Here is a 14,099-nt window from a genome sequence, read left to right on the forward strand (position 1 = left end):
TATTCATAAATAGTTATTCACAGATCAAGTCTTTTGGTACTTACTATTTCCATTATCAAATCCGAGCCATAGCACATAGCAGGTGTTTGGTAGCCGGGCTTGAAATTTCCGGCTAGAATTTTTTGGGCAATCAATACCGATGTCTCAGCCGTTAACTTATAGCCGCTCATGGTTTCCAACCGGCTTTCTATCGAGGTGCCAGAGTTATCCCACACTTTTCCCCATAAAAAACTTCTGCCTGTTTCTCGTTTATCATCGCTGGGGCCTGCCGGTTTTTTATCAATTTGTTTGAGCATGAAATTTTTTACCCAACGCATGCGCAGCAACCAATTAAAATAATTGCTACGTTTGGCATTGGCAATCATGCTATCGGTGGCACCTGTATAGACTTCTATGTTGGGTATGCCCGTGCTTCGCCACGCAGTTGAAATATCGCCCCACGGAATGCACAACGTTTTTGTTTTAAATCCACCAAAGTCTATTTCCAAAACTTTTGAACCAAGTGCGCAATAGGTAAGTACTCCGTTTTGTCTGATCAGCCCACCATATCCCAATCCTTCCGTCATGCTTTTGGAAGTGCCCCGAGATAAGCCGCCTTTGGACATGGTGAAGGCAAGTTGAAGATGGGTGGCCGATGGCAACCGTTTTTTCAAATGCAAAGCCAAACAATCAGAGGGCACCACATCGAAGCCGGTGCCTGGCATTATCATTAAACCAAGCTGTTTTGCATTTGCATCTAAATCTGGAAGCGATTCAAAAACCTGGTATTCACCAGTTATATCGGTATAGTGTGTGCCGGTAGCCATGCAGGCCTCGCTCATCGTTTTGGCCGTGTAGCGAAAAGGGCCTCCGCAATGAATGACCAACCTAGCAGGCTGCAATAATTTTTTTAACCCCTCGAGGTCATCGCTTTCAACCACTACATAACGATAGCCTGTCTTGGTACTTTGCGCTTGCAAGGTCATTTCATTTCTGCCTGCCAGCACAACCTCCAAGTTTTTTGACTTACACAAATCAACTATAAGTTTGCCTGTATAGCCATACGAGCCATACACTACAATTTGATTGGAGTTCTTCACCGTATTTATTGTTTAAGATTTTCAGATCGCTCTACTTTGATTATAAAATACCGTGTATCACCTCGCCATGGAAAGGCGAGAAAACGTTTTTCGAATTGCAGGTTTACTCGTTCGCCACTCAGCGCTACTTCTTCCAAGGCTTTGATGACTTCCACTTTATCACTTTCCACTGAAAAGTCAAATGATTCGGCAATCGGGCTAACGCCTTTCAAGGCACCAAAAGTATCTAAGTTAAGTTTTCCTTCATACGTTTTAAACACCCATCCTTTCTGGCTTAAGCGCAAGACTTTGCCCGCCATCACTCCTTTTTCGAACGTTCCCCAATACGAAATCGCAAATACGATGGCCGCCAGAATAACTATAATCAGTAATAGTCTTTTAATGAATTTTATCACTTTTTGAAAGAAGCGTTGAACGACAGAGGTGTTTTCCATAATTATTTTCTTTGATGGTTCAAGGTAGCCTTTCTCCTCAACTTTACATAAAAATAAATGGCTACCGAAACAACGATTGCTGAAATGAATTGAGAGGTTGAAACTAAATCCTTGATCACAAATCCTCTTTCCAAATCTCCCCTAAAAATTTCTAACACACTTCTTCCTATCGCATACAAAATCAAATAGGTGATAAAGAGTTGGCCATTAAATTTCTTGTAAGGTTTGTAGACCAGCAGCAAAATCATGATGGCAAAAATGAAGGTAGCTTCCATTAGCTGCGTAGGGAACAAAGGAATATTTTTTGGCTCTGCCTGACAAAGGGGATGAGTAAAGGTAACGCCCAAAAAAGAAGGGGTTTGTTTACCATAGCAACAGCCGGCCATAAAGCAACCGATTCGGCCAAAACCATGCACGATGCAGGTTACAATCGCCATTACATCGAGCATGGCCAACACTGGTATTTTATTTTTTCTAAAATACCATAGCATGATGGGTATGGCCGTAAGCAACGATCCGTAAAAGACAAATCCGCTTCCCGAAAAAAGTTGCTTTAAGTTTTTTAAGTAATAACCAGGGTTCTCAAAAATCACAAATAGTTTTCCTCCAACCACTCCACCCACAATCAAAAGCACAAACAAGGTGTTGGCTTGATCGAACGTCCAGCCAAATTGTTTCTTGCCTTGCCGATACATGTACAACCCACCTAGCACCGCGCCCATGGCAATGCAAAATCCGTAGGTATAGACAGTAAATTTTCCGGCTTCAAATAGAATGGGATGCATGCTTAGAATGATTCGGCCAGCACAATATAGTAGTTTATTTCACCGCCATTTCCCGCTGCTACGTCTACACGCAGGTTTAGTTTTTCTTGTCGAAGCACAGCAAAGCGTGTCCCTATGCCCACAGCTGGTTTGATGCGTTCTAAATTAAAATTTCCAAAATCGCTGGCTACCTCGCCAAGCGAGCCGAAGGCAACTCCTGCAAATCTGCCTATAATAGGGAATCGATACTCCACTTGAGCACCCATAAACATTTTATCACGATAACGGCCTGCGTAGTAGCCACGCATCATATTGTTCCCGCCAAGGATCGCAAGGTTGCGATAAGGCACGTTGCCAAAATTGAACGTGTTAAAGCTTTGAATAGCTAGAATCCTTTTTCGCGATACACGGATAAATTTTCGAAAATCTATCTCCAGTACTCTAAAATCATAATCGCTAACAAAGCCTTTGTTAAAATCTGAAAACTTTACACGAAACAAAGCTCCACGATCGGGTTGGTAGGCATGATTGCGCGAATCGTAATTTATGAAAAGACTATAACCAAACACATTGTACTCACCCCTATCTGACGCGCCCAGCACTTTATCTTGATCGAAGTATCCATTGGGCGTGTACTCTAAATTGAATACGCGCTGAAAATCTACTCCACCACCTAAAAAAAGATTGCCTTTCACTTTTCGGTACAATTGTGGGTTGATGTAAAATTGCGTGAAGGTATAGCTCTCAGGCTCTTTTCCATCGGTCTTATTTCCGATGCCCCAAAACTTATCAGGAAATTTACTGAATGAATTTTCGAAACGGATGATGTAACGCTCTTTGGGCAAAAAAATGTTCGCTCCGAGGGCAATCAAAATTTGATCGTTCAGGGTATATAAAAAACCAGAAGGTATAGTGGAAACGCGAAGAGCCGAATCTTTTTTGTTGGTTTTAAAAATGAAAGCGTTGGCCACACCAAATACCCAGCTTGTTTCGGTAGACCGTGCTGTGAGTGGGAAAATCAACAACTTGTTTTTATAGGGCTTTACAACCGAGTCGCGTTTAAACAAAGGTGTCGACACATCCGTTTGGGCCTTGGCTATCACAGCCGAGACCAACATAGCAATAAATACCACTATTCGAAGCCTCACACTCATTGATTAAACTCCAACTTTAAGCGGTAAATATCGGTATTCAATGGCATAAAAAAAGGCCACCGAAGTGACCTTTTATTAATGAAGTGCTAAGGTACTTTATTCGTTTTGGTGCTTTTCTTTAAACTTTCTGATCTGAATTCGCAAAGCTTCCGTTGCCATATCAGTGGCCGCTTCAAAAGAGCGGGCTTGCTCTTTGGCAAACAACTGTGTGCCTGGCACTTTCACTTTTATTTCTACGGTTTTGTTATCAACCCCTTCGTTATTCAATCGAAGAAAAACTTCTCCATCCACTACCCGGTCATAGAATGTTTCGAGCTTATCAACTTTGCGTTGGATAAAGTCAACCAATTTTTGGTCGGCATCGAAATGGATGGAATGAACTTGCAATTTCATACGCGTTAACAATTTAAGTGAAACATATTACTAGAAACAATTTTTATCTTCATGCTTTCGGATGTGCTTGCTCAAATACTTTTTTTAATTTCTCCATCGAGTTGTGAGTATACACTTGTGTAGCGGCCAAGCTACTGTGCCCCAACAAATCTTTGACCGCGTTGATCTCTGCCCCTTTGTTCAACAAATGCGTAGCGTAGGTGTGGCGCAATACATGCGGGCTTTTCTTTTCTACACTAGTAAACAACTTCAGGTATTTTTTTACCACACGATTAACCAATACCGGATACAGCGGCTCGCCTTTCTCGGTTACCAGCAGTAATCCATGATCTTGTTTATCGATTTCGCGGTTGCGCAACTTGATGTATTCTTCTATCAATGAAACGAGCGGATTGGAAAATGGGATAACTCTTTCTTTGTTTCTTTTTCCTACCACTTTAAGGGTGCGATCTTTTAAGTTGATGCACGACTCCTTCAAATGGATCAACTCTGACAATCGCATGCCGGTGCCATAAAACAATTCTAAAATCAACTGGTCGCGAGTGCCTTCGTGATTTTTAGGTAAGACCAAGTTGTCGAGCAGTTTCACAGAATCATTTTCACTCACAAAATGCGGAAGGCGCTTGGGCGATTTTAGGATTTTGATTTTCACCATGGGGTCTTTGGTGATGATTTCTTGCTTTCTCAAAAATTTATAGAACGAGCGCAAGCACGCAATCTTTCGGTTAATGGAGGTGTTGCCAATTTTACTTTCGGTCAATTTTACAACCCAAGAGCGCACCAAAGCATAAGAGGCTTCTTGGGGCGTGGTTTCAAATTCGTTCAACAAAAATTTCTCAAACTGATGTAGATCCGTGGCATAACTAATCACCGTTTTGGGGCTATACCTCTTCTCGAATTGAAGATATTTTAAAAATGAATCAACCATTAAGACTACACAACCCCCCTTTTGTATAGTGTGAATATAAAACAAATCCCTGCCCGAATGAAATCGAACAGGGATTGTTTATAAAATATTAATAGAATGTTAGTAGTTATCGTTGGCGTACATCTTTTGGATGTAAGAAGCATGAATCACTTCACTCCTTCTTTTCACAGATGGCTTGGTGAATGATGTGCGGGCACGCAATGTTTTCAAAACACCGGTTTTCTCAAATTTCTTTTTGAAGCGTTTTAAGGCTTTGTCGATTGATTCGTTTTCTTTAATGTTTATGATTAGCATCTCTTTTCTTGTTTGGGCTGCAAATATAGAGTAATTGAGCCTAAATGAGCAAATACTATTTTAAAATCGACCTAGAAATTACCAATTTCTGTATTTCCGAGGTGCCCTCTCCAATTGTACAAAGCTTGGCATCGCGGTAATACTTTTCAGCCGGAAAGTCTTTGGTGTAGCCATAACCGCCAAAAATCTGAACCCCATCATTGGCCACCTCCACCGCAATTTCGGAGGCATACAACTTTGCCATGGCCGATTCGCGGTTTACGCTCATGCCTCTATTTTTTAGGTCTGCCGCGCGGTAAGTAAGCAACTTAGCGGCCTCGACTTTTGTAGCCATTTCCGCCAGTTTAAACGAAATCCCTTGAAAATTGGCAATGGGCTGGTTGAATTGATGACGCTCTTTGGAGTATTTCAATGCAGCCAAATAAGCTCCTTCAGCTATGCCTAAACTCAGCGATGCAATGGATATTCTGCCTCCGTCTAACACCTTTAAGGACTGAACAAAACCCTCGCCTTCGTTACCGATCAACTGGCTTTTGTGAATTTTACAGTCTGTGAAGACCATTTCGGCTGTTTCGGAGGCACGCATGCCAAGCTTATTCTCTTTTTTTCCAGCCGAAAACCCGGGGGTACCCCTTTCAACAATAAAAGCAGACATGCCATGCGAATCGCCTACTTCGCCAGTGCGGGCAATCACTACGGCCACATCGCCCGATTTGCCATGAGTGATAAAATTTTTTGCTCCATTGAGAATGAAATAATCTCCTTTTTTTTCAGCTACCGTTCGCATATTTCCTGCATCCGAGCCTGTATTGGGTTCCGTCAAACCCCAAGCCCCTAGGTATTTGCCCGTAGCGAGTTTGGGTAGATATTGTTGCTTTTGAGATTCGTTGGCAAACTGAAGAATGTGGCCCGTGCACAAAGAATTATGTGCCGCCATTGATAGCCCTATTGATCCATCAATTTTGGATAGCTCTACAATGGCTGTCACATACTCGTGATAGCCGAAGCCGGCACCTCCATATTCCTCCGGCACGAGCACACCCATCAAGCCAAGGTGTCCTAGCTTTTTAAACAAATCGAGTGGGAAATGTTGCGATTCATCCCATTCCATACGATTGGGCACCATTTCCTTCTCACCAAAATCTTGTATCATTTTGGCAATCATCTTTTGATTCTCCGATTCAATAAAACTTATTCCCATTGGTGCTTCCACTAGTGTTTCCATGATTTCTAAAAATTTTATGGTAAAAGTATGCAAAGTATTTATACTAACAAACGAATGTTAGGTTTATGGTGATATCGTTACATTAAAATCATCGTATTCTTTGGATGCTATTAGGGTTAAGCCTCAAATCGCTTATTTTTGTCAACTTTAAAACCTATTATAAAATTTAAATGAACATTAGTGTAATTGGAACCGGCTATGTTGGATTGGTAACCGGAACGTGCTTTGCTGAAACGGGCAATACCGTTGTGTGTGTGGATATCGACAAATCTAAAGTTGATAAACTATCGAGCGGGAAAATCACCATCTATGAACCAGGCCTTGAGCAGCTTTTTGAAAGAAATTTAAAGCAAGGCAGGCTATCTTTTACAACCAATTTGGCTGAAGGAATAAAAGAAGCCAAGATTATTTTTTTGGCATTGCCCACACCACCTGGAGAAGATGGATCTGCTGACTTGAAGTATATTTTGGGCGTGGCCGAAGAACTTGGCCCTTTGCTCAAAGATTATACCGTAATCGTTGATAAAAGTACCGTGCCTGTAGGAACTGCCGACAAGGTGCATACTAGAATTTCGTTAAAAGCAAAAACGGCTTTTGATGTGGTGTCCAATCCCGAGTTTTTGCGCGAGGGTGTGGCGGTAGAAGATTTTATGAAACCTGAGCGGGTAGTAATTGGCACCAACTCTGCGCGTGCCAGAAAAGTTATGGAAACGCTTTATTCTCCGTTTGTGCGCCAAGGCAACCCGTTGGTGTTTATGGATGAACGTTCAGCCGAACTGACAAAATATGCAGCCAATTCGTTTTTGGCTACTAAAATTTCTTTTATGAATGAGATTGCCAACCTATGCGAGTTGGTAGGTGCAGATGTGGATTCCGTTCGAAAAGGAATTGGGACCGATAGCCGAATTGGCAAACGGTTTTTATTCCCAGGCATTGGTTATGGCGGAAGTTGTTTCCCAAAAGATGTGCAAGCGTTGGAGAAATCATCATCGGATGTGAAGTATGATTTTAAAATTTTGAAAGCAGTAATGGATGTTAATGCTGACCAAAAGACTAAACTTTTCCCTCGCATCAAAGATTATTTTAGGGGAGATCTAAAAGGAAAAGTATTTGCGGTTTGGGGCTTAGCGTTTAAACCACATACAGACGATATACGGGAAGCCCCCGCTCTTTATAACATTGAAGAATTGCTGGAAGCTGGCGCCATTGTAAAGGCGCACGACCCGGAGGCCATGGAAAATGTGAAGCGATTGATGGGTGATAAAATCCAATTCTGTGATACACCTTATGAAGCTGCCCAAGGAGCCGATGCTATTTTTATTGCCACCGAGTGGCCCGAATTCCGTACTCCAGACTTTGAAAAAATTTCGTCTATCGTTAAGAATAAAGTAATCTTTGATGGACGAAATCTCTATGACTTGGCCGTGATGAAAGAATTAAAATACACCTACTTTAGCATTGGTCGTGAAACGATTTACGCGTAGATGAAAATGGAAAGAAAAAGAGTCCTCATTACGGGTGGTGCTGGCTTTTTAGGCTCACACTTGTGCGATTGGTTTATTAAAGAAGGCTATCATGTAATTGCCATGGATAACCTGATCACGGGCGATTTGCGAAACATTGAGCATCTATTTAAGCTTGAACAATTTGAGTTCTATCACCACGATGTTTCCAAGTTTGTGCACGTGCCAGGCGAATTGCATTACATCATGCACTTTGCATCGCCCGCCAGCCCCATCGACTATTTGAAAATTCCAATTCAGACGTTAAAAGTCGGGTCACTAGGTATTCACAATTTACTTGGATTGGCGCGGGCCAAAAAAGCACGCATCATGATCGCCTCTACCTCAGAGGTTTATGGCGACCCGACTGTGCATCCGCAACCGGAAGAATATTTAGGAAACGTGAATGCCGTTGGTCCGCGTGGCGTATACGATGAGGCCAAGCGCTTTCAAGAAGCAATGACCATGGCCTACCATACCTTTCACGGGTTGGAAACACGTATCGTGAGGATTTTCAACACCTATGGTCCGCGCATGCGCCTGAATGATGGACGCGTGCTGCCCGCATTCATTGGCCAAGCTTTGCGTGGAGAAGATTTAACAGTATTTGGCGATGGCTCACAAACACGTTCCTTTTGTTATGTCGATGACTTGGTGGAAGGCATTTATCGGTTATTGCTATCCGATTATGCATTGCCAATGAACATTGGCAACCCTAACGAAATTACCATTGGCGATTTTGCAGAAGAAATTATCAAGCTGACAGGCACTACGCAAAAAGTAATTTATAATCCCCTGCCCAAAGATGACCCCAAACAACGCAGGCCTGATATTGCCAAAGCCAAAAATATGTTGGGGTGGGAACCGAAGGTATCTCGTGCCGAAGGTTTGAAAATCACCTACGAGTATTTCAAATCATTACCCAAAGAGGTACTTTATCAGCGCGACCACAAAAATTTTGACGGGTATATCAAATAGAACCCTTTCAATTGAACTTAGCCAATTTTTTCCTTGTAACTATTTGCATTTTATCTAGTAATCCTTCGTAAATAGGATTGCTATGTTCCAAAACTACCTCACTTCCCTCTGGCGTTACGTTTCCAAAAACAAAGTGTTCACATTCATCAATGTGGCAGGGCTTGCCATTGGCATGCTCGCTTGCATGTTGATTGCGCAGTTTGTATTACACGAGTTGAGCTATGATAATTTTCTGGATAAGAAGGATCACATTTTCCGCTTGCAGTTAGATCGCTACGATAAAGGCGAGCTTTCTACTAGCTGGGCATCGGGCGCGGCTGGCATTGGGCCTGATGTAAAGGCGAATTTTCCTGAAGTGGAAAGGTATGTAAGATTGATTCGGTTGAATAGCATTATGGCCAATGGCGATACCTATTTCAAAGAAGAGAATTCGTATTTCGCTTCCGAAGATTTTTTCAAAATATTTTCTATCAAGTTAATCGATGGGGTTGATTCGGTGGTGTTGAAAGAGCCGTTTAAAATGGTGTTATCAAAATCGCTTGCGCAGAAGTATTTTGGTAAGGAAAATCCAATAGGTAAATCCTTGAAGTTAAATGGCAGGACAGATTATGAAATCACAGGTGTGTTTGAAGATCTCCCCGCCAACTCGCACATGCAGATTGATGCCCTCGGCTCGATCAGCAGCATAATGAAATTGTGGGACACGCAAATGGACTCTTGGCAATGGGATGGTTTTATGACCTACGTACTGCTGAATGAAAAAACCGATCCCAAGGTATTTGAAAGCAAACTCCCCGCCTTTGTTGAAAAGAAAGTTGGCGCAGAGTTGAAACCGATGAATGCCGGGATGGTTTTCCATCTCCAACCTGTTTCGGATATTCATTTGGATTCAGATTTCATTATGGAATTTAAGCCGAACGGTAGTCGGCAATCGGTCTACTTTTTATCCATCGTAGCCATGTTGATTATGCTCATCGCGTGGATTAACTACATTAACCTCTCAACAGCCAAATCCATTGAGCGAGCGCGTGAAGTGGGCGTGCGCAAAGTTTTGGGTGGGTTTCGCTTTCAACTCATCCAACAGTTTTTAACGGAGTCGCTTTTCTTAAATGTGTTGGCTGTGTTAGTGGCCGTGGCATTTGCATTTTTGTTGACCAATTGGTTTAGTGGATTGACAGGCAGAGTCTTGGGCTATGCCCTTTTCCAACAACCTTTTTTTTGGATCGTGTTGGCGGCACTTATTTTATTGGGTGCGGTGCTATCGGGTTTATATCCCGCTTTCGTTTTATCATCCTTTCGCCCAGTGGAAGTATTGAAAGGAAAATTTGGAAACTCTGACAAAGGGGTATGGCTGCGCAAGGGCATGGTGGTGATGCAATTTGTTGCTTCGATCACCTTGATGGTTGGTACGTTCACCGTTTACCAACAGATCAGCTTTATGCGCAATCAGGAATTGGGCGTGAACATCGATCAGACCGTAGTGATCAATTCGCCCATGGTGACAGACACTACGTACAAGCATAAATTTCAAGCCTTCAAACAAAGGCTTTCTCAATACCCGGAAGTAGTTTCGGTATCGGCCTCCACCTCGGTGCCGGGTACGCAGCCCGATTGGAATGCAGGTGGAATCCGCAGGTTAAGTCAGCGCGAGGATGAACAGAATCAGTACCGCATCATTATGATGGATGGCGAGTTCATCAAAAGTTTCGGATTACAAATGGCAGTAGGCCGTGCCTTTTCAGATGGTTTAGCCAACGAAAATAAAAAGGTGTTACTCAATGAATCGGCTGCTCGGCTAATGGGCTTTGCAAAACCGGAAGATGCCATTAACGATCAGATATTTTTCTGGGGCGATACATTCAAAATTGTAGGTGTGGTAAAAAATTACCATCAAGAGTCGTTAAAGAAAGCTTTTGATGCGCTGATCTTTCGCTATGATGATGCTCCCGGTGGCTATTACTCAGTGAAGTTCAACACACAAAAGGTAAAAGAATCCATGGCGCAGTTTCAATTGGCCTGGAAAGAAATATTTCCTGGCAATCCGTTTCATTATTTTTTCTTGGATGAGCATTACAACAAACAATACCAAGCCGACCAGCAGTTTGGAAATATTTTCGGGATCTTCTCTGGCCTTGCAATTTTCATTGCTTGCTTGGGGTTGTTCGGCTTGTCATCTCTTACGGCTTTGCAGCGCACCAAAGAGATTGGCATTCGCAAAGTACTGGGCGCCTCGTTGTTTAGCATCTTGCGGTTGATCAGTAAAGATTTTCTTTTACTGATTGCGGTGGCCATCGTTTTATCTATCCCACTATCTGTGTGGATCATGAACTCGTGGCTGCAAGACTTCGCTATGCGCATTCCATTAGCATGGTGGCTCTTCGCGATACCTGGCATCACGGTAGTGATCATAGCTTTATTAACAGTGAGTATCCATACATTAAAAGCTGCGATGGGCGATCCGGTAAAATCGTTACGGTATGAGTAAGATTACTCTTCGTTGTAAACTACATTCAAAACCGTAGCGCCTACGGCCTCTAATGTTTCTTTACTGATCAAGCTCAAGTTGTCTTTGGTAGTATGGTGGTAGTCGCCAAAAAAACCAATGCCCGCTTGGTAATGCACAATATCGATCATCGGTATTTTAGCAATTTTATTGATGATGAGGTGATCATCCATAATGCCACCTACGTTTTGTTTCACAAAATAATCAGAGTAGCCCAGCTTCGCTGCAGCATCCCAGACTTTGGCCACGGTTTGGCCTGCGTATTCTAACGAAACCTCCTCGCGGTAAAACTGCGAACGATTGGCGCCAACCATGTCAAGCAATATTCCATAATACGCACTGTAATTTTTTTGATGTTTGTTTTTCGCCCAATATTGTGAGCCTAAGCACCACCAAGATGCTTGCCCTTCGGGCAGCGGCACTTCTTTTTGGCCATCACGCTCGCCCCAATCTTCTCCGTCAAAAAAAATAATATCGACACCGACAGAAGGCAATGTGTTGCTTCCTAAAATACGCGCCACTTCCAGCAAAACGCCAACCCCGCTGGCTCCATCATTCGCCCCATCAATGGGGGAATCTTTTTTTGTTTTGTCTTTATCAGCAAACGGGCGTGTGTCCCAATGGGCTGCCAGTAAAATCCGCTTCTTCACTTCTGGATTGTAGCTGGCAATGATATTTTTCAATTTCAGTCTTTCATTGTCAAAGGTAGTCGCCTCAAATTCTTGCACAGCTACTTTTGCTTTGTACTGAGCCAATCGATTTACTAAAAACTCGGCCATTTTTGTATGTGCCGATGTGTTGGGGACACGTGGTCCAAACTTTACTTGGTGCGCTACAAAAAAATAAGCAGAGTCGCCATTAAAGAAGGGCACTTGAACTACGCGGGTAGTAACTACTTCTTCTTTCGGCTTTTTATTTCCGCATGCGAAGAACAATCCCGCAAAGACAATGAAATAAAATAAACGAATGGTCATGATAAGTGGGTGACAAGTTTCAAATAACACAATTATTTGCGATAAAGTAAAAATCTATTACCTTTGCATCACTTTCTTACGAATCAAGCTAGAGGGGACCGCAAGTCCCCTCTTTGTTTATCAAAAGTTGAGTCAAGAAATGGAATTGAATCAAAAAATAAAAGAAATGGCAGCGAAAGGGCTTCAAAACCCTTCTCATTTTGTGGTCGATGTGTCGGTTTCCAAACACAAGCCTACTAAAATAACGGTTTTTGTAGATGGTGATCAGGGTATATCGATAGACGATTGTGCAAACTTGAGCCGATTGCTTGCCGAGCAACTGGATGAACAAGATTTGATCAAAGAAGCCTACACATTAGAAGTGAGCACACCGGGCATTGATCATCCGCTAAAATTGAAAAGACAGTACCTCGCCAACATTGGACGAAATGTAAAAGTGCAACTGACGGACAAAGAATTGTTGCGCGGAAAATTGCTGAATGCAGACGAACAAAAAATTATATTGGAGACGCAAAACAAAGAAAAGAACAAAGGATTGATGACTAGAGAAATACTTTTTACCGACATAGAAAAAACAATAGTAACCGTTTCTTTTAACTAGCAAACTGTATGGATACCTCAACACTGATAGAATCGTTTGCCGATTTTGCCAAGCAAAAAAACATCGACCGCCCGACCATGATTCGGATTTTGGAAGATGTGTTTCGCAACATGATTAAGAAAAAATATGTGCAAGACGATAACTTCGACATCATTGTGAATGCCGACAAAGGCGACTTGGAAATCTGGCGTTTCCGCGAAATCGTAGATGACGAGTCAGAAGATATTTGGGAACATGACAAAATCAGCCTTTCGGAAGCCAAAAAGATTGAACCTGATTTTGAAGTTGGGGAAGAAGTAGCAGAAGAAATACACTTGGAAGATTTTGGGCGTAGAGCTGTAACTACCGCTCGCCAAACGCTCATTCAAAAGGTAAAAGATTTAGAGAAAGACATCGTCTACCAAAAATACAAAGACATTGTGGGCGAATTGGTAACAGGTGAAGTATATCAGGTGCTGAGCCGCGAAGTATTATTGATCGATGCCGATGGAAATGAGATATCTATTCCACGCAACGAGCAAATCCCCAAAGACCGCTATCGCAAAGGCGAAACCGTAAAATCAGTTGTTCACATGGTGGACATGGTGAACGGAAGCCCTAAGATTATTTTGTCAAGAACTTCGCCTGTTTTTTTAGAGCGATTGTTTGAGCAAGAAGTGCCCGAGGTGTACGATGGATTGATCACCATCAAAAAAGTAGTGCGCGAGCCTGGCGAGCGTGCCAAAGTAGCGGTAGAATCGTACGATGATCGCATTGACCCAGTAGGTGCTTGCGTAGGGATGAAGGGTTCACGTATTCACGCAGTAGTGCGCGAGTTGCAGAACGAAAATATTGATGTAATCAATTACACCGAAAACTTAGAACTGTATATTCAACGCGCCCTTAGCCCTGCTAAAATCACGTCCATCAAAATCGATAAAGACAACAAACGCGTGTCTGTATTTTTACAACCCGATCAAGTTTCGTTGGCAATTGGAAAGGGTGGATTGAACATTAAACTAGCCAGCCGATTGGTGGACATGGAAATTGACGTCTTCCGCGACAATGCTGGAGCCGTTGAAGAAGACGTTGACCTAGATGAATTCGGTGACGAAATCGAGAGCTGGGTGATTGATGAACTGAAGCGCATTGGGCTAGACACTGCCAAAAGCGTACTCAATCTAAGCAAGGAAGAAATTGTTCGGAGAACTGATTTAGAGGAAGAAACGGTGGATTCCGTATTAGGTGTATTGAAGAAAGAATTTGAATAAGACGTAACCTAGCAACAACA

General features: G+C 42.5%; 14 protein-coding genes. 5 read left to right on the forward strand and 9 right to left on the reverse strand.

Features of this window, described 5'->3' with window-relative positions; all coding sequences use genetic code 11:
• Window positions 1-17: 17 nt before the first annotated feature.
• The 8 genes from KA713_17080 to KA713_17115 form a co-directional block, all read right to left on the reverse strand.
• Entirely contained in the window at window positions 18-1,079 is a 1,062-nt protein-coding gene (locus KA713_17080) for a saccharopine dehydrogenase NADP-binding domain-containing protein (GenBank protein UXE66149.1), read from the reverse strand.
• Window positions 1,080-1,084: 5 nt separating this feature from the next.
• Window positions 1,085-1,513 carry a hypothetical protein gene (locus KA713_17085; GenBank protein UXE66150.1) on the reverse strand — a complete coding sequence of 143 codons (429 nt, stop codon included), beginning with the start codon at window positions 1,511-1,513 and terminating at the stop codon, window positions 1,085-1,087.
• 2 nt (window positions 1,514-1,515) lie between these two features.
• Entirely contained in the window at window positions 1,516-2,298 is a 783-nt protein-coding gene (gene lgt / locus KA713_17090; protein UXE66151.1) for a prolipoprotein diacylglyceryl transferase, read from the reverse strand.
• A 2-nt stretch (window positions 2,299-2,300) separates the two neighbouring features.
• Window positions 2,301-3,425 (reverse strand): BamA/TamA family outer membrane protein, encoded by a 1,125-nt coding sequence (locus tag KA713_17095; protein UXE66152.1) that lies wholly within the window; start codon window positions 3,423-3,425, stop codon window positions 2,301-2,303.
• 102 nt (window positions 3,426-3,527) lie between these two features.
• Window positions 3,528-3,824, reverse strand: coding sequence for a ribosome-associated translation inhibitor RaiA (gene raiA, locus KA713_17100; GenBank protein UXE66153.1), 297 nt, complete (start codon window positions 3,822-3,824; stop codon window positions 3,528-3,530).
• A gap of 49 nt (window positions 3,825-3,873) precedes the next feature.
• Window positions 3,874-4,752, reverse strand: a complete 879-nt coding sequence (locus KA713_17105; protein ID UXE66154.1) for a tyrosine-type recombinase/integrase — start codon at window positions 4,750-4,752, stop codon at window positions 3,874-3,876.
• Window positions 4,753-4,851: 99 nt separating this feature from the next.
• Window positions 4,852-5,046 carry a 30S ribosomal protein S21 gene (locus KA713_17110; protein UXE66155.1) on the reverse strand — a complete coding sequence of 65 codons (195 nt, stop codon included), beginning with the start codon at window positions 5,044-5,046 and terminating at the stop codon, window positions 4,852-4,854.
• A 55-nt stretch (window positions 5,047-5,101) separates the two neighbouring features.
• Entirely contained in the window at window positions 5,102-6,241 is a 1,140-nt protein-coding gene (locus KA713_17115) for an acyl-CoA dehydrogenase family protein (GenBank protein ID UXE69175.1), read from the reverse strand.
• A 200-nt stretch (window positions 6,242-6,441) separates the two neighbouring features.
• Between KA713_17115 and KA713_17120 the strand changes: the two genes are divergently transcribed.
• From KA713_17120 to KA713_17130, 3 genes are all read left to right on the forward strand, one after another.
• The gene (locus KA713_17120; protein UXE66156.1) at window positions 6,442-7,755 is read left to right on the forward strand and encodes a UDP-glucose/GDP-mannose dehydrogenase family protein; all 1,314 of its coding nucleotides are present in this window, start codon (window positions 6,442-6,444) and stop codon (window positions 7,753-7,755) included.
• Between the two features lie 6 nt (window positions 7,756-7,761).
• A complete protein-coding gene (locus KA713_17125) occupies window positions 7,762-8,751 on the forward strand; it encodes an SDR family oxidoreductase (GenBank protein UXE66157.1) in 990 nt (329 codons plus the stop codon).
• A gap of 82 nt (window positions 8,752-8,833) precedes the next feature.
• Window positions 8,834-11,236 (forward strand): ABC transporter permease, encoded by a 2,403-nt coding sequence (locus KA713_17130; GenBank protein ID UXE66158.1) that lies wholly within the window; start codon window positions 8,834-8,836, stop codon window positions 11,234-11,236.
• 2 nt (window positions 11,237-11,238) lie between these two features.
• Here KA713_17130 and KA713_17135 read toward each other — a convergent pair whose 3' ends face one another.
• The gene (locus KA713_17135) at window positions 11,239-12,228 is read right to left on the reverse strand and encodes a M28 family peptidase (GenBank protein UXE66159.1); all 990 of its coding nucleotides are present in this window, start codon (window positions 12,226-12,228) and stop codon (window positions 11,239-11,241) included.
• A 139-nt stretch (window positions 12,229-12,367) separates the two neighbouring features.
• On the opposite strand from KA713_17135, the gene KA713_17140 reads away from it, so the two are divergent.
• Both KA713_17140 and nusA read left to right on the forward strand, forming a co-directional pair.
• Window positions 12,368-12,829: a ribosome maturation factor RimP gene (locus tag KA713_17140; protein UXE66160.1), complete on the forward strand. Its 462-nt coding sequence runs from the start codon at window positions 12,368-12,370 to the stop codon at window positions 12,827-12,829.
• A gap of 8 nt (window positions 12,830-12,837) precedes the next feature.
• Window positions 12,838-14,079 carry a transcription termination/antitermination protein NusA gene (nusA, locus tag KA713_17145; GenBank protein ID UXE66161.1) on the forward strand — a complete coding sequence of 414 codons (1,242 nt, stop codon included), beginning with the start codon at window positions 12,838-12,840 and terminating at the stop codon, window positions 14,077-14,079.
• The last annotated feature ends 20 nt before the right edge of the window (window positions 14,080-14,099 follow it).

Origin of the sequence: Chryseotalea sp. WA131a (assembly GCA_025370075.1) — a bacterium.
Lineage (GTDB): Bacteria > Bacteroidota > Bacteroidia > Cytophagales > Cyclobacteriaceae > ELB16-189.